Annotated in this window: 15 protein-coding genes and 1 pseudogene; 12 read left to right on the plus strand and 4 right to left on the minus strand. The window is 33.8% G+C overall.

The features are described from left to right. Nucleotides 1-387, plus strand: coding sequence for a response regulator (locus GQR94_RS00945; protein ID WP_158973578.1), 387 nt, complete (start codon nucleotides 1-3; stop codon nucleotides 385-387). Between the two features lie 5 nt (nucleotides 388-392). On the opposite strand, the gene GQR94_RS00950 is transcribed toward GQR94_RS00945, so the two are convergent. Beyond that, nucleotides 393-854: an Lrp/AsnC family transcriptional regulator gene (locus GQR94_RS00950; protein WP_158973579.1), complete on the minus strand. Its 462-nt coding sequence runs from the start codon at nucleotides 852-854 to the stop codon at nucleotides 393-395. Between the two features lie 168 nt (nucleotides 855-1022). On the opposite strand from GQR94_RS00950, the gene metE reads away from it, so the two are divergent. From metE to GQR94_RS00975, 5 genes are all read left to right on the plus strand, one after another. Continuing rightward, on the plus strand, nucleotides 1023-3344 hold the full coding sequence (gene metE, locus GQR94_RS00955; protein ID WP_158973580.1) for a 5-methyltetrahydropteroyltriglutamate--homocysteine S-methyltransferase: 2322 nt from the start codon (nucleotides 1023-1025) through the stop codon (nucleotides 3342-3344). A 198-nt stretch (nucleotides 3345-3542) separates the two neighbouring features. Further along, nucleotides 3543-5096 carry an NAD(P)/FAD-dependent oxidoreductase gene (locus GQR94_RS00960; protein ID WP_158973581.1) on the plus strand — a complete coding sequence of 518 codons (1554 nt, stop codon included), beginning with the start codon at nucleotides 3543-3545 and terminating at the stop codon, nucleotides 5094-5096. A gap of 379 nt (nucleotides 5097-5475) precedes the next feature. Next, nucleotides 5476-6207: a 23S rRNA pseudouridine(2604) synthase RluF gene (gene rluF / locus GQR94_RS00965; RefSeq protein WP_158973582.1), complete on the plus strand. Its 732-nt coding sequence runs from the start codon at nucleotides 5476-5478 to the stop codon at nucleotides 6205-6207. 148 nt (nucleotides 6208-6355) lie between these two features. Then, entirely contained in the window at nucleotides 6356-6895 is a 540-nt protein-coding gene (locus GQR94_RS00970) for a hypothetical protein (RefSeq protein ID WP_158973583.1), read from the plus strand. A gap of 370 nt (nucleotides 6896-7265) precedes the next feature. Then, entirely contained in the window at nucleotides 7266-8555 is a 1290-nt protein-coding gene (locus tag GQR94_RS00975) for a DEAD/DEAH box helicase (RefSeq protein WP_158973584.1), read from the plus strand. Between the two features lie 54 nt (nucleotides 8556-8609). On the opposite strand, the gene GQR94_RS00980 is transcribed toward GQR94_RS00975, so the two are convergent. Further along, nucleotides 8610-8942 (minus strand): single-stranded DNA-binding protein, encoded by a 333-nt coding sequence (locus GQR94_RS00980; protein ID WP_158973585.1) that lies wholly within the window; start codon nucleotides 8940-8942, stop codon nucleotides 8610-8612. Between the two features lie 1733 nt (nucleotides 8943-10675). On the opposite strand from GQR94_RS00980, the gene GQR94_RS00985 reads away from it, so the two are divergent. From GQR94_RS00985 to GQR94_RS01010, 6 genes and pseudogenes are all read left to right on the plus strand, one after another. Then, the gene (locus GQR94_RS00985) at nucleotides 10676-11077 is read left to right on the plus strand and encodes a DUF2314 domain-containing protein (RefSeq protein ID WP_158973586.1); all 402 of its coding nucleotides are present in this window, start codon (nucleotides 10676-10678) and stop codon (nucleotides 11075-11077) included. 210 nt (nucleotides 11078-11287) lie between these two features. Beyond that, nucleotides 11288-11749 (plus strand): hypothetical protein, encoded by a 462-nt coding sequence (locus tag GQR94_RS00990; protein WP_158973587.1) that lies wholly within the window; start codon nucleotides 11288-11290, stop codon nucleotides 11747-11749. A 56-nt stretch (nucleotides 11750-11805) separates the two neighbouring features. Next, the gene (locus GQR94_RS00995; protein WP_158973588.1) at nucleotides 11806-12309 is read left to right on the plus strand and encodes a hypothetical protein; all 504 of its coding nucleotides are present in this window, start codon (nucleotides 11806-11808) and stop codon (nucleotides 12307-12309) included. A 380-nt stretch (nucleotides 12310-12689) separates the two neighbouring features. Continuing rightward, nucleotides 12690-13343 (plus strand): annotated as a pseudogene (locus GQR94_RS01000) (DUF2185 domain-containing protein); the annotation flags it as partial. 749 nt (nucleotides 13344-14092) lie between these two features. Further along, nucleotides 14093-14317 (plus strand): hypothetical protein, encoded by a 225-nt coding sequence (locus GQR94_RS01005; RefSeq protein ID WP_158973590.1) that lies wholly within the window; start codon nucleotides 14093-14095, stop codon nucleotides 14315-14317. A 67-nt stretch (nucleotides 14318-14384) separates the two neighbouring features. Continuing rightward, nucleotides 14385-15296 carry a toxin-antitoxin system YwqK family antitoxin gene (locus tag GQR94_RS01010; protein WP_158973591.1) on the plus strand — a complete coding sequence of 304 codons (912 nt, stop codon included), beginning with the start codon at nucleotides 14385-14387 and terminating at the stop codon, nucleotides 15294-15296. Between the two features lie 225 nt (nucleotides 15297-15521). Here GQR94_RS01010 and GQR94_RS22565 read toward each other — a convergent pair whose 3' ends face one another. Both GQR94_RS22565 and GQR94_RS22570 read right to left on the minus strand, forming a co-directional pair. Then, nucleotides 15522-16205: a transposase gene (locus tag GQR94_RS22565; RefSeq protein WP_233268580.1), complete on the minus strand. Its 684-nt coding sequence runs from the start codon at nucleotides 16203-16205 to the stop codon at nucleotides 15522-15524. A gap of 4 nt (nucleotides 16206-16209) precedes the next feature. Continuing rightward, nucleotides 16210-16989, minus strand: coding sequence for a transposase (locus GQR94_RS22570; RefSeq protein ID WP_233268584.1), 780 nt, complete (start codon nucleotides 16987-16989; stop codon nucleotides 16210-16212). Between the last annotated feature and the right edge of the window lie 271 nt (nucleotides 16990-17260).

A 17260-nucleotide genomic window follows, 5' to 3' on the forward strand; every position in this document is an offset into this window, starting at 1 on the left:
ATGAAATATAGTATACTCATCGTCGAAGATAATTTTATCATCCAAATGTTTCTGGAAGAGATTCTTCTTAGCATTGGAGAACACACCGTTAAAACAGCCAATAATGCTAATAATGCATTGCTTATTTTAGAAGATTACAAACCCGATGTTATTTTGATGGACATTGGTATTGGACCTGGACTAGACGGAATAGAAGTCGCAGAAATCATTAAAGATAAATACCGCATTCCTATTGTATTCCTAACAGGAAACTCTGATGAATCGACCATTCTAAGAGCTCATAAAACAAACCCTATTCACTTTATATTTAAACCTATTGATGAAGGCAAGTTACTTACTGAGTTTTCGGTAATCAAAGACAAACTAGTGGACTTATCTTTAAAATAAACTAGTTACATAGGCACCATATAGGTTTGTTTAATTGTTCCTATAACAAAAGTACTATGAGCACTGCCTATATTTTCTACAGAACCTAAACTATTAATTACAAAATCTTGATAATCTTTCATATTCTTTACCAATACTTTAAGCATAAAATCATAATCTCCAGAAATGTTGTAACATTCTGTCACCTCTTGTAATGCAATAATATCTTTAACAAATTTATTACCTATCGCTTTGGTATGTTGCTTTAGCGTAATGTTACAAAAGACAATTAATTCTCTTCCTAACTTTTCTGCATCAAGCAGTGCCACATACTTTTTAATATAGCCTTCTTTTTCTAATTTCCTCAAACGCTCATATACTGGCGTTGGAGATAAATTTACTCTTGCAGCAATCTCCTTTGTGGTGTAGTTGGAGTTTTCTTGTAGCAATTTAAGCAGTGCTAAATCTGTAAGATCTAAATTTTCCATAGATAAATTTTCTAGTGTGGTACGTTTCTCCAACAAAAATATTACATTTTATCTAAATAATAGCACATAAACAGCTAAATACACTTATTTAAACCAAAAATTCAGATATAAATATGATAAAAAGTAATTTTGACGAGACATAATATCTAATACACAAAACAGGTAGTAATGAAAACAACAAACTTAGGTTACCCAAGAATTGGTAACAACAGAGCGCTTAAAAAAGCATTAGAAAACTATTGGTCTGAAAAAGCAACATTGACCGACTTAGGAAAAACTGCAAAAAACATCCGAGCTGAAAATTGGCTGCTTCAACAAGAAAAAGGCATTGACATTATCCCTTCCAATGATTTTTCTTTATACGACCAGGTATTAGATATGTGTATGACCGTAAACGCTATTCCTAAGCGTTATGAACAGTTACAAAAAAACAATGCTACCCCTCAAGATTTATATTTTGCCATGGCTAGAGGTATCCAAAAAAATGGGATAGACCTTACTGCCATGGAAATGACAAAATGGTTTGATACCAATTACCATTATATAGTTCCTGAATTTTATAAAAATCAGTCTTTCTCCTATTCAAACGCTAAAATAGTTGATGAATATAAAGAAGCATTGGCTTTAGGTATAAAAACAAAACCTGTACTAATTGGTCCGGTTTCGTTCTTATTATTAGGAAAAGAGAAAGAAAGTGATTTTAATCGGATTGATCTTTTACCAAACCTGCTTCCTACGTATTTAAAAATAATAGAAGAATTAACAGCCTTACATGTTGAATACATACAGTTTGATGAGCCATTTCTTGCGACAGATTTAACGAATAAAGATCGTGAAGCAATCCGATACACCTACCAAACTATCGCTGAAAAATTTCCCGACCTAAAAATTGTGTTGGCCAATTACTTTGATTGTTTTGGCGAAAACCTAGAGACTGTTTTAGAACTTCCTGTACATACCTTACATTTAGATTTGGTGCGTTGTACGTTACAGTTAGATGATATTTTATCTTCAAAAAAACTACAGAAGAATACTCATTTATCCTTAGGGGTTATTGACGGGAGAAACATTTGGAAGAACAATTTTGAAGATTCTTTAGCGCTTATTCAAAAAGCAATTGCCCATATAGGAGAAGAAAGAATTACTATAGCACCCTCTTGTTCTTTACTCCACTCGCCTTGCGATTTAGATTTAGAAACAAATGAAACTAATTTAAGTTCTGAAGTAAAGCAGTGGCTCGCTTTTGCAAAACAAAAACTAGAAGAAGTAAATACGCTAAGAGACTTTATTACTAAAGTTAATTTGAGCGAAACGCTAGAAAAGATTACGGAGAATAGCGCTGCAAATGCAGAACGCAAAATTTCAAAAAGCATTCACAATCCTAAAGTCAAGGAGCGTGTTACTGCATTAACCAAAAAAGATGATCAGCGTTTGAATGGATTTACCCAGCGTAAAGTGATTCAGCAAAAAGCATTGAATTTACCTTTATACCCAACAACAACTATTGGTTCTTTCCCTCAAACCAAAGAAGTAAGGAGCCAAAGAGCTCATTTTAAAAAAGGGAATACTACTCCTGAAGCCTACCATGATTTTATAGAAAAAGAAACTAGAGAAACCATAGAATTTCAAGAAAATATAGGTTTAGATGTTTTAGTTCACGGAGAGTTTGAACGTAATGACATGGTAGAATATTTTGGAGAACAATTAGATGGTTTTGCATTTACTAGCTTTGGCTGGGTACAGAGTTATGGTAGTAGATGTGTAAAACCACCGGTAATTTATGGAGATGTATCTAGAGAAAATCCCATGACTGTATTCTGGTCTTCTTTTGCGCAGTCTATTACTAAAAAACCTGTAAAAGGAATGCTTACAGGACCTGTTACTATATTACAATGGTCTTTTGTACGTAATGACCAACCAAGAGCAGAAACTTGCACGCAAATAGCCTTAGCCATCCGCGATGAAGTGGTGGACTTGGAAAAAGCAGGATTATCTATCATCCAAATAGATGAACCTGCCATACGAGAAGGACTTCCGTTACGAAAAACTGATTGGAAGGCATATCTTGATTGGGCAGTAAAAGCGTTTAGAATTTCTGCAAGTGGGGTAAAAGATAACACACAGATACATACCCACATGTGTTATTCAGAATTCAATGACATTATTGAGCATATTGCAGCGATGGATGCAGATGTAATTACTATAGAATGTTCTAGATCACAAATGGAGCTTTTAGATGTTTTCCGTGAATTTAAATACCCTAATGATATTGGACCTGGAGTTTATGACATTCACTCTCCCAGAGTTCCAGACCGTTCTGAAATGGTTGCATTGATAGAAAAAGCAAAAGAATATATTGCTCCTGAGCATTTATGGGTAAATCCAGATTGTGGCTTAAAAACAAGACATTGGGATGAAACCAAAAAAGCATTAATAGAAATGGTAGCGGCTGCACAAGAGTGTAGACAAAAAGTTGCTATTACGCATTAGATTTGAGTATAGTTTAGTTTTAAGTCGCTTCTTATTAAATTAAGAAGCGACTTTTTTGTTTCCCTTTAAGTAAATTGACCCCATCACGCCCCTTCTCTAAATCATTTCACATTATAAATAGGCCTATAAAAATCAATACAATAACAGCCTAGCTCATATTTCTTCTCTTTTTAATAGAAATTGAACTAATTTTGCGGCATGGTTAGAACATTTCAGCTTCGCGTCTCTTTAAAAGAAGAAACAATAGAGGGTATCCTTACTAAAAAAGCAGCAAAACATGTTGGTGCAGACGAAAAAGATATCGTCGTAAAAGTGTTACGAAAATCTATTGATGCCCGTAAGCCTAGAATCTACATAAATTACAAGCTTCAAGTATATATCAATGAAAAACCTTCTGAAATTCCAGAATATGTTTTTGAATACAAAGATGTCTCTAAAGCTAAAGAAGTACATATTATAGGTTTTGGTCCTGCAGGAATGTGGGCAGCACTGCGCTGTTTAGAATTAGGGTTTAAACCTATTGTTTTAGAACGCGGAAAAAATGTAAAAGACAGACGCCGTGATTTAAAAGCCATAAACCAAGAGCATATTGTGGGCGAAGATTCTAACTACTGCTTTGGGGAAGGTGGTGCAGGTACGTATTCTGACGGAAAGCTGTATACCCGTAGTATTAAACGAGGCGATGTTCGTAGAATTTTTGAAAGTTTGGTACACCATGGTGCTACGGAGCAAATTTTAATAGATGCACATCCGCATATAGGAACTAATAAGCTTCCTAAAATTGTTCAGAATATTAGAGAAGCTGTCCTTAACCACGGTGGTGAAATTCATTTTGATACGCGCGTGGTAGATTTCACCCTTCAGAATAACAAAATAAAGGCCGTTCAGCTTCAAAACGGAACAGAAATGGCCGTAAACCGTGTCATTCTTGCTACAGGCCATTCCGCTAGAGATATTTATTACTTGTTGCATAAAAAAGAAATTGCACTAGAAGCAAAATCATTTGCTATGGGGGTTCGGGTAGAGCATCCACAGCACATCATAGATAGTATTCAATACCATTGCTCAGGCAGCAGAAATGAATTGCTTCCTGCGGCATCGTATAGTTTAGTTGAACAAGTAAAAAATAGAGGCGTTTATTCTTTCTGTATGTGTCCTGGCGGATTTATTGTTCCGGCAGCTACCGCACCGGGAGAAGTTGTGGTCAATGGGATGTCTCCTTCTAAACGAAACAACCTCTATGCCAACTCAGGTATTGTGGTAGAAATCAATGCCGATGAAGATTTGCGCAAGTATGAAAAACATGGCGTTTTAAAAGGCTTAGAATTCCAAAAAGATTTAGAGCGTTTGGCATTTACCGCTGGAGGCAGAACACAAACGGCTCCTGCACAACGAATGACAGATTTTGTAGAAGGTAAATTATCGGCAGATTTAAATGCTACTTCGTATCAGCCAGGATTAAAATCGGTTCCTATGCATTCCCTGCTACCAAAATTAATTGGGAGTAGATTACGTGGTGGTTTTGCTGCTTTTGGCGAAAAAATGAAAGGATACTATACCGCAGAAGCTAATATTGTTGGGGTAGAATCTAGAACATCATCTCCGGTAAACATCCCTAGAAAAGAAAATTTAGAGCACCCAGAAATCCAAGGTCTTTTTCCTTGTGGTGAAGGTGGTGGTTATGCTGGCGGAATTGTTTCTGCCGCTATGGATGGCGAGCGTTGCGCAGAAGCCGCTATTGCCGGACTATAAGTATTAGGGTGCTGAGCTATTTTATAATTTCTCACCTCTTCTAAATGTAAAATAAACAAAAAGCCTCTAAAGAAATTTAGGGGCTTTTTTAGTACCGATAAAAAACAACAATTTAACGGGCAATCTATCATAAGAGTAGAAAAAAAAACATCAAATTATACAGAAAACGATTTGAAAGTTTACCCAAGCCATAGCAAACGTACTTTAAAACTTATCGCAGAAGGATTTGAAGGTACCGCTACAGGAATGGAGCCCTAGGCTACATAGAAAGAAGCAACGACGATACACAATCTTACGGAATACTATAAAAACCCTTTAAACCTAATCCCTATTGCCTAGCGCAATTTATTCTCGTAATTTCGCATCAGACAAAAAAATAATGGCAGAGACTACTCCCACCCGAATAAATAAATATTTAAGCGAAGTTGGCTATTGCTCACGACGAGCAGCCGATAAGCTTATTGATCAAGGCAGAGTCACCATCAATGGCAAAGTTCCTGAAATGGGAACCAAAATAACTGCTGCCGATGAAATTAGAGTAGATGGTGAACTGATAGGAAAGCCTAAAGGAGAGCATACCTATATTGCTTTTAATAAGCCTGTAGGAATTGTGTGTACCACGGATACTGGTGTAGAGAAAGATAACATAATCGACTTTATAAATTACCCAAAGCGTATTTTCCCGATTGGACGATTGGACAAACCGTCTGAAGGGTTAATTTTTCTAACGGATGATGGCGATATTGTCAATAAAATTCTACGTGCACGTAATAATCATGAAAAGGAATATATCGTTTCAGTAAATAAGCCTGTGAATTCAGATTTTTTAAGGCAGATGAGTAGCGGAGTTCCTATATTAGATACGGTAACCCGCCCATGTAAAGTAGAGAAAATAGACAAATACACTTTCAGTATTATTTTGACGCAAGGACTAAACCGACAAATTAGAAGAATGTGCGATCATTTAGAGTATCGCGTAAAACGTTTACAGCGTGTCCGGATTATGAATGTAGAATTGGATCTTGAAGTAGGGAAATACCGTGACTTAACAGCAGCAGAGCTTTCAGAAATTAACCGTTTGGTCGCTGCTTCAGAAAAAACACACGACTAGTTTAGAACCTATAGCCTCACAAATACAATGCTTTACATCTAATTATAATGAGTTTAGCTCTGGTTTTAGAAAATAGTTACTATATTATGCAGCTTATATATATTGACAACAACGTAAAGACCCAATACAAACAAAAAACCAAATTAAAATGAGAAACCTAAAACTTGCCGCTATTACAGTATCCTTCACTCTATTACTAGCCTCTTGCTTGAGTACTGAAGAGAAAAAAATAAAAGCAGAAGAAGAAGGTAATGCCCTTGTTTCTATAAAATCTAAGTTAATAAAAGGCGCAGGTGATGCGTTAAAAACGGATGGTAAGGAAGCTTTAGAATCTGCTAGTGAAGGTCTTGGAGAAGCGTTTAAGGGCTTAACTTCTGGATATGATAAAAGTATCAACCAAGCCAAAGTACTATCGGACACTACATTTTTAAAAACATTTGAAATTGGAAGAACAGAAAAGTTCTATAGTGATACTACTCATATAAAAAAGGTTACCGTATATCTTATCGCAGATAAAGCTTTTGATAAAAAACTTAAGCTAAAAGCTTTCGATGCTACCGATAGAGAAATTGGAAGAAGTACCGTAGCTACGAAAATTGAGGAGGACGATGCTCAATTTATCGATTTTGAATTTGATAATAGAACGCCATTATTGCAAGCTGATTATTTTATAATAAGTCACAATTAGATTCCGGCGCTTACGAGCGCTCTTTCTTTAAAAAACTATCCAGTGCCTTAATCTTATGATTTCATGTTTTATCACTTCATGATGTTGCTGTTAAGGCACTGAATTGTTTAAAGCCTTTCTAGTATCTGCCACCATTTAACACTTGCTTTATATACTCTTCTAACATTGCTTGGTATAAAGCTTCAAGTAAACCTAGCTCCTACTATTTTATACATTGTATTAAACACGCAAAATTAAACTTATGCTTTCATTTTGCACTTCATACATTATACTTAATACTTCACCCTCAGTACTAATAACATAGATCAAACGGGTAAAATTGAAAAAATCCGAACTATTCCCCTACCTTTGTGGCTTATTATAAAAATACATGACATTTAAAGAATTAGGGATTGCAGAGCCTATTTTGAAAGCTTTAGCTTCAGAAGGTTACGAAAATCCTACTCCAATACAAGAAAAATCAATTCCAATATTACTAAAAGGCAAAGACCTTTTAGGCGTTGCACAAACAGGAACGGGAAAAACAGCAGCTTTCGGAATTCCCATTTTACATCACTTATATACAAATAATAGCGGCATAGGCAAACGAAAAATTAAAGCCCTAGTCGTTACACCTACGCGAGAATTAGCCATTCAAATTGGCGAAAGCTTTACAGCATACGCAAGATTTACCGGCATTAAAAATACCGTTATTTTTGGTGGTGTAAAACAAGGAAAACAGACCGATGCATTACGCCAAGGTGTTGAAATTCTAGTTGCTACTCCTGGTCGTTTGTTAGATTTAATGAATCAAGGGTTTATTTCCTTACGCGATTTAGAACATGTGGTTTTAGATGAAGCCGATCAAATGCTTGATATGGGTTTTATTCACGATGTAAAAAAAATCATCGCAAAACTACCTGCTAAACGTCAATCGCTTTTCTTTTCGGCAACCATGCCTAAAACAATCGTAGAATTATCGCAAAAAATATTAGGCGAATTTGAGCAAGTAACGATTAAGCCTGAACAGGCTACTGCTGAAAAAGTAGAGCAAGCTATTTATTTTGTCCCTAAAGGAGATAAGGTGAAACTTTTGGTTCACTTAATTGAAACAAAAGAAGCTAAAGCGGTATTGGTTTTCTCAAGAACTAAACATGGCGCTAATAAAATAGTTAAGTTATTAGACAAAGCAGGAATACATGCTGCGGCTATTCACGGTAATAAATCGCAAACGGCAAGACAAAACGCTTTAAAAGATTTTAAAGACGGTAAATTAACAGTTCTAGTGGCTACAGATATTGCTGCGCGTGGAATTGATATTGATGATTTATCATTAGTGGTAAATTATGATTTACCAAATGTACCAGAAACTTATGTTCACCGTATTGGTAGAACAGGTAGGGCAAATGCTAGTGGTGTAGCTTTATCTTTCTGTGATAGAGAAGAAAGGGCATATTTAAAAGACATCCAGAAGCTTATAAAACAGACTATTCCTACCATTACAGATCATCCATTTAAAGATGATGGTAGCAGACCTGTTGAAGCAGATACAGATGATAGGCCAAAAAGACAAGGACAGCAGAGCCGTTCTAGAAACAGTGGTCAGAAACCAAGTAATTCTAACAACAGAAATAAAAATAGGAACCGCAATAGAAATCGCAGTAGCGACGGACCTAAATAATAAAAGAAAGCCTTGCAAATTTGCAAGGCTTTTTACTTTTACACTATCGGGCAATTACTTCCCCAACATTAATAGTTCATTACATTTAATCTCTGTGATGTAGCGCTTCTCCCCTTCTTTGGTTTCGTAAGACCGGTGCATTAATTTACCTTCTACCGCTACTTGTTTTCCTTTGACCAAAAAATTTTCTACAATTTCTGCTGTTTTTCCCCACGCTACAATATTATGCCACTGGGTATCTTCTACCTTTTCGCCTTGAGCGTTCTTATAAGAATCGCTGGTAGCAATGGTAAACTTAGCGAGCTTGGTGCCGCTATCTAAATTTACGATTTCTGGATCATTTCCTAAATTACCAATCAACTGTACTGAATTTCTAAGTGCGTTCATAATTTTAAATTTTATATCCTGATACAAGCTCAAGAACGGTTTAACAGTTAAGACTATCGGAACACTATTGTTCTGACACTGCAAAACTATAACGAGACGCAAACTTGATTCGGTTTGGAAATAGTTACTTTCGTTTACAAACGTTTGTAAACGTTTGAATTCAAATAAAAAATGCTATTAATTTTCACAAAAACAGGGAGTATTAACACATAATTACACGAAAATACCTGATATATACTGGCATAAAGCAAATTGATCATTTATGGAAATAAAAGATTTACTATCTTAGGCACATAGTACAGATATACGCAATAGCGTATATCCAATCGTTGTGATGCCATTTGCAATACCGCTAAGACATTTTTTTAAAGGTTATATGAAAAGGTTTATGAATAAAGAAATGGGAGATCTCCTGTTTTGTTAGTTATAAATTACAGCCTTTAGGATGGAATTATAACTCAAGTATTGCGCTTGATGGCGTAGAAAGAAGACTTTCTAAACGTTATCACGTTAAAATACTTGTTATAAGAACGTTAAAATAAAATACAAAGTCAAATAATTATGGATTTATAACAAAATAGGAGATCGATTTTTCTGTTTCCCATACTAACGTTTCATGCTTCTACATAAAAACATAAGTATGGGTAATCTTTAAAAAAATGGATCTATTACGTTCGGTATTTTAAACGGTTACCTTTTTTATTGCTAATTTTAGAAAAGTAAAAATTAAAATAAAACGGCACACAACACGCTGTATAATTTATGGCCTAAACTAACTGATATGAATAAAGGCCACAAATTATACATCTATCGTTACCACACATTGCCTAAAATAGGTCTAAGCTGCACGGTAAATTGCAAAGTCATCGGGTTCGGCCTAGATCCCTGGCAGGATTCATATTTCCACCGAAAAGAGCGTTAAGAATCAAATGCTGTTTGAGCGATAGCGAGTTCATTTGATTTAGCGAATAAGGATGTGAAATATATCCGAAGGGTCAAGCCTTGATTTTTTTGGTTCGTTTTTTTATCAAGAAAAAAATGAATAAACAAATACCTAAATCTTTCTGAAATTGCAATAAACTAATAATCAGTACACTACAACAAATTTATTTTCATATTACCTTGGAAAGGAGTAACTTGAGAAAGTCGTGCAAGCGAGGAGCGCTTAAGCACAGAATGAACAAGTTACTCCCTACCCCTTAATTTGAGCATCGATTTTTAGCAGATTTCTACGGTAATTATACCAATACTTCAAAAGGAATTTTGCTAGTTTAACAAAGCCGAAATTCTTACTCAAACGCAACTGTTACGGTCGGATTTTAGCCTGTTTATCTGCAAAAGATTTTAACACTCAAAACTAAATAGTAATCGCCAATCTTTAGCGTAAATAAAAGCGGAAAAGCGTTACGTAGTCGTATGTTAGAATAAAAAACGTGTGGTAACAAATCCTATAAGTAATGCGGAGGTTTGGTGTTTAATTAAATCGTTTGTGTATATTTACTATGTCGCCAAACCAGTTTGATTGGACATTTAGAACGAAATAAAATTAAACGCAAATAAAATGCTTTGGCTAAGTGCTTAAAGGTAAGTTAAACGCAAGTTTGCTTCCGCACTACTCATAGCCTAAACGTTGTGCATAATTTCAGAAAATGATATATATTCTAGTTGGGCTTTTTATTTTGCTAAGTGTTTGGTTTTTTTTCTTTCATTCTCCAAGACCTAAAATCATGCCCTTGGAAATTAATAAAGATAACCCGACAATGATTGCCGCAATTAAAAATGCAAAAAATAGTATAGACCAGTTTAAAAAATTATTAGACCTATACCCGAAAGAAGGACATGTTAAAGTTCCATTTTTGACAAACTCAGGTGAAACTGAATTTCTTTGGGGAGATGTCACCAAAATAATGAATAGTGATTTAGATATTTTTTTAACTACTCCACCAATTACTCATGATGGAAAAATGGCCAGAAATGTAAAGTACAGCCTATATGATATTGTGGACTGGACCGTAACTATCCCAGATGAAAAAATAAAAGGAGGGTTTACTATGAAAGCCATGTTTGAAATTTATATCGACAAATATGGCGAACTACCCGAAATACTACTTCAGGAAAAAAATATGTACGAGTAAAAAACTATGCCCAACTCAAGCTATATACAATACAAGCTTCAGGTTTAATCATGGGGTTTGTGTATTTTTATGAGGTCTTAAAATATGGTGTTTAAAATAGAAAAGATAAAAGCAAAATATCTACAGTTAGCTTAGTAATTAACCTAAACGAAAGTGCTTATCACCTGCCATACGATTTCTTATACTTAACCTTGTAGTACATTTTAAAAAATGGGATATTTAGCAGACATATATATAATTAAAAAGACAAGGTCTAAGAAAATAGTAATTGATTTCTTGAATCACTTTCTTCCAAATAGAAAAGAAAACGGAGAAGAATACTGGATTCCTGAATATTCTGACAATCCGACTTATGAATTTGATAATGCAAACGATTTAATGTCGTTTTTAGAAATAAATAAAAATTATTCTAACAGAATATATTGGAAAAATACTGACGAAAGAAACCCCAATAAACACGGAATGATTTTTTACTTGAAAGACGGAACTACAATTTTTGGAATTTCTAGGAATGCTGATATGAGCGGAAATATGAATACAGCAAACGAAGACCAATGTTTGATTGAAATGAAAAAATACTTTAACACAAATCTTGGATATATTCATTATGAAAATCCACCAGTAGACAATTATCAAGAATTCCTTGATATAGTAAACAAACTGGAAAAATAAAAGCGCAATAACCTGTGCTATAATTAATACAGTTTTTGAGCTTAATCAAAAAGTCTATGTTTCTTAGACGAGTCGCTAGCAACAATACGAAAAACAGAATGGGAATTTTTGACTTTATATTTGGAAAGACTATTAAAATAGATGACGAATTCTTTGGGAAGATGATATTCTCTGAATTCAAGAAAAATCCTGAAAAGAATTATTTTGAATGTAGAAGACATTTCAAATCGACTGACGAAATCATAGAAATCGGAATCGAGGGAGACGTAACTGGCCCGACTGAAGTGCAAAAAGACTTTTTTCGAAAAATCGAGTCTGATTATGAAAAAATCATATCGTCCATAAAACCTATGATTGAAAATGAATTTCGGAACTGGAAAGAAGATTTCAAAATAACTGACTTCAAAAAGGAATTTAAAGCTGTTTATTTATTTTTACCTCGTTGTGAAAAAGAACCAAAAGTTTGGGAAATAGCATTTGAAAGTGAACACGATTTAAACCATACGTTTACTTTGACAATGAACGATTTGAGTGCGACCGAAATATTAATAGATGGATAAAGCTTGGATATTTCTTGCAAATTTCACTGTTATTAGCTTAAGCATTGTCGGAGTTATACCGACATAACTACCAAATTGTGATGCTGTTTTAATCTTGTTCAAAAACGTACCATTCACCGATTATATGAAACACTTTTTAGAATAATCACTAAATAGTTACCACTAGTTTGGAAACCGAAGACAACTATTAGGAAATAAAAGTTATTTTTATAATCAGTATTTTTCTCCCCAGAAAAAAATAATATGGAACAGGCGTATATGCGCTTGTTGTGCGTAATTAAAAAAACACACTAATGAAAGAATTCACCCCAGAAAATTTCCCAAATATTGGAGCTGTCATGAGCTCAAAAATGATAGTTGATGAGAATTACAAACCTCTATTCATATTTAGGGAAAAACCAACTAACGATAACGATAGCGGTTGGCGTTTGTTTTCAGGTTTTGAAAGTGATGAATATTCAGACAATCCAGATAATTTTGGTATCTACGACCCAAAAACAATTCTTAAAATAGATAATTCAATTTCGCCTCTTCTTTTATATAAAGGAATTGGAACTGTTTGGGAACGAGAACCCAATGCAGAATGGAATGAAGTTTTTGATTACCCATTGGAAGATGATTTTGTGATTGAAAATCAATTAACTGAAAATTGGAAACTATCAATAAATAATTTTTTCATTAAAAGTAGTGAAGAAAAAAGCCTAATGTATACGACTAATGACAAAACTTTACGCTTGACTATCTGGAACCATAATGGACAAGTTAAAGAAGAAATCTTAAAAGCAAAGAAAGAAGAAATTAGCAAGAGAAATTCAAAGAATCAGATTATAAAAAAATATGAACTCGAACAAGAAAGTACAACAAAAGTAGGGTATCATATAAAAGAATTCGATGAACAAAAAGATATAACATACAATTTAATTTGCGGATTTTCAATTGTGGACAATGAGGTGTTACAAACTTTTTTTTACTTCGATAATGATAAAGATTTAGAATGGGCTTTGAGTACTTGGAAAGCTATAGAATACAAATAACTACGCACAACACAACCTATAAACAATACAGGCTTTGAGCTTAATCGCAGGGTTTATGTATTTTTATGAAGTCCGCAAAATCTTTTGGATTTTGCTATCGACAGGAAAAAATAAATCAAAACAAAAAGATTTTGCTATGTGCGTGGCGGAAAGCAAACGCTAGTTTGCTCCCGTACTGTTCATAGCTAAACCGTTGTGATGCCATTTGCAATACCGCTAAGACATTTTTTTAAAGGTTATATGAAAAGGTTTATGAATAAAGAAATGGGAGATCTCCTGTTTTGTTAGTTATAAATTACAGCCTTTAGGATGGAATTATAACTCAAGTATTGCGCTTGATGGCGTAGAAAGAAGACTTTCTAAACGTTATCACGTTAAAATACTTGTTATAAGAACGTTAAAATAAAATACAAAGTCAAATAATTATGGATTTATAACAAAATAGGAGATCGATTTTTCTGTTTCCCATACTAACGTTTCATGCTTCTACATAAAAACATAAGTATGGGTAATCTTTAAAAAAATGGATCTATTACGTTCGGTATTTTAAACGGTTACCTTTTTTATTGCTAATTTTAGAAAAGTAAAAATTAAAATAAAACGGCACACAACACGCTGTATAATTTATGGCCTAAACTAACTGATATGAATAAAGGCCACAAATTATACATCTATCGTTAGCAAACATTAAAAACAAACTATGAAAACAGTATTATCGATTTTAATCTTACTAATAACTATAAATTCTTTTGGACAAAAACATTGTTAAAGAATTAAAAACTAAATATGATTTAATTAACAAAGAAACTAAAGAATTAAATTATATGTTATATCATACATTGAGCCAATACATAAGCGTTGAAAAAGATAATTTTAAAAAATTAAGTGATTTGTTTTTAATTATTCCTAAAATAGAGTCTTTAAATGGCAAGAAATTTGAGTCTAATTCCATATTAGCTAATGAATTAGAATAATACCTAAAAAAGAATATACGATTAACCAAATATCAATAATTTAAATAAAAATTAGACTAAATTAAATATGAAAATAAAGATTCTATTACTTTTATTATTATTTATTCAAAATGTTTTTTCACAAGACGTGAAAGAAGAATACTTATACTCAGATGGATTACAGTATTTTTTTATTGAAAATGGTAAATGGGTAAGATATTTTAGAGGAGACGAGAAATCCAAATCAAGAATTAGAGAAATAACTAATTTTAAGAATGGAAAGAGAGAAGGGAAATTTACTTATTTTTCTACTACAGGAGAAATAAAAAGAGAAGGTTTTTATTTAAATAATAAAGAGCATGGAGAAATTATAACTTATGACAGAAAAGGTGATCTAAGTATTGTTCGTAATTGTGTCAATGGAAAAACTATTGAGTCTAAACATTATTCTTTTGGTAAAGTTTCGTCTAACTCAAAAATAGATTTAAAAACAAATGTAGAAATAATTAAAGAATATGATTCTAATGGGAATTTAAATAAAACTACTAATAAAAAAGGAGAACTTGAAAACGTTAAACTTTTTAATAAAAACGGTTTATTAACAAACGAGTTTGTACTATATCAAAACAAAAGAATTGGAAAAGATATAAAATATGACATAAATGGGATTAGGTCGATTGAAGAATATTTAGAAGATAAAACACGTATTTATACTAAATATAATTCGAAAGATAAAAGCATAACAGTAGAAGGTAAATATAATGAAAGAGGTGCTAAAGTAGGTACTTGGAAAAATTATTATAATAATAAAATATATGATATTAGAAGTTATAAAAACGGAAAATTAAATGGAACATATAAACAATTTAGAAGTAATGGTGATTTGAGTGAAGAAGGCAAATATAAAGATGGTAAAAAAGATGGAGAGTGGATTTATTATAGCAGAATTGACAACAAAATAGATAAAACAATTAATTATAATAATGGAGTAAAGATATAGATAAAAACGTTTGCTAACACCGGTAACCGTTGCACAACTCCATAATTTATAAAATAATGGCCTTTATAACCGCCTTTTAAGGCGGTTTCATTTTTCAATTAGTCAAGTAATTGGTTATTTTTAAGGTGGTTAAATGTGAGTTTTTTAGAGCATATAAGGTCTTTTTTAGAAGAATGAACAAAGACCCCATTCCTGCTCCACTTTTTACGTGTTTTTGAGTGAATTTCAGGTACTCCTGCCTGCCGGCAGGCAGGTCTTCAGATTATAGGCTATTGCTGATAGGTGCATCACCTTATTGGCTTGTTTTAAGCCTAGCGTATTTATTTTCCGTAAGCCCATAAACTGCGTTAAAGTACCAAATACGGGTTCAACTGTACTTTGGCGTTTGCCTTTCATGTATCTGCCCTGTGGACTGTGTACCCTAGCATTATTACGTTCGTATTCTTCTCGGTAATACGTTACACTAAACTTCTTTTCTTGGGCACTTTTCCCTAGACAACTACTGCGCATTGGGCAAGCAACACAAACATGTTTTCGTGCCCTATATTCTTTCTTTTTTGTTCCTGTTCTATAATCATTAAACGCTTTAGTAAAGGGGATAATCTTTCCTTGTGGACACTGATAATAATCTTCTTCCCTATTATAAATAAAACCATCCGGACCACCTTTATAGGTACCATGTGGAGGAATAAAACTTCTAAGTCCTTTCTGCTCTAAATAAGCATAGTTCTCGCCACTACTGTAGCCAGTGTCCGCAACACAATTTTCCCAAAACAGACCCTGTTGCCACAAACGCTTATGTAAACGTTCTACTATATCTGGTAATTGTTGATTGTCTTTTCCATCAGCATGATACGCCCGAATGTCGGTGATGACATGACTAGCCGTATCCACACTTAACTGACTCAAGTAATTAAAGCTTCCGAGCCTTGCCAGGCTTTACACTAATCCGAGCATCTGGATCAGTAGGACTGTAATGGGTTTTATTACTGGTATACTTCGAGCCTTTGTTTCCCGACCCTGGTCGCTGGTCTTGATCTGTACTCCATTTCTTATTTCTGCTTTGGATAGCACCTAGTTCTTTCTTGCTCGCTGTAACGATACGCTGACCTCTATCTGACTTATCGTCTTTGCTTTTACGGTGCGGTGTTTCTTTGTCCATAGAACTAAACACACGAACCTTTCGTAAATGTGCTTGCAAATCTTCTTCAGGTACTTTAAGCTCCAAAGTATCCATACTTGCATTCGCTTTTATTGGGGCCGAATCAATAGCTTGGGTATGACCACTTACCATTCCCTTTTCTATACACATACTAAGTACTTTAGTGAAAACTTCTTCAAATACTGACTCAGGAAACAACTGACGAGTCCTACTTATCGTACTGTGCCAAGGAAGCTCCTCGTCTAAATCGTAATCAATGAAATAGAGAATATCTAATCGCATAGAACAATGCTGTATTAATTTACGGTCACTGATAATATTCTCTAAATAACCAACCAAACACAACTTGAAGAACACTACCGGATCTATACTCTTCTGGCCACTGTCGCCATAGTAACTCTTGGTTTGAACATAGAGAAAATTTAAATCTAATACACCTTTTAATAAACGATAAAAATTGTCTTGAGGAACTCGTTCGCTTAAGCGAAAACTATTAAAAAGCTTTTCTTGATATGTTTTTTTGCCTTGCATCCTTAAAGTTAAGAAATCAATCAATAATTTACTTTAACACTATGTCAATTAATTGCTAACTTGTGCAACAGGCACACCGTATAAAATTAATTGCTGGCTTATTGCCTACTTACGAAAGTCCTCGCGGACTTTCTATCTGTGATTTATTTGCTAAATTTAGTGCTTAAAACACGCAACTAATCTTATACATAAACGTTACCACACATTGCCTAAAATAGGTCTAAGCTGCACGGTAAATTGCAAAGTCATCGGGTTCGGCCTAGATCCCTGG

This window comes from Cellulophaga sp. L1A9 (assembly GCF_009797025.1).
Taxonomy (GTDB): Bacteria; Bacteroidota; Bacteroidia; order Flavobacteriales; family Flavobacteriaceae; genus Cellulophaga.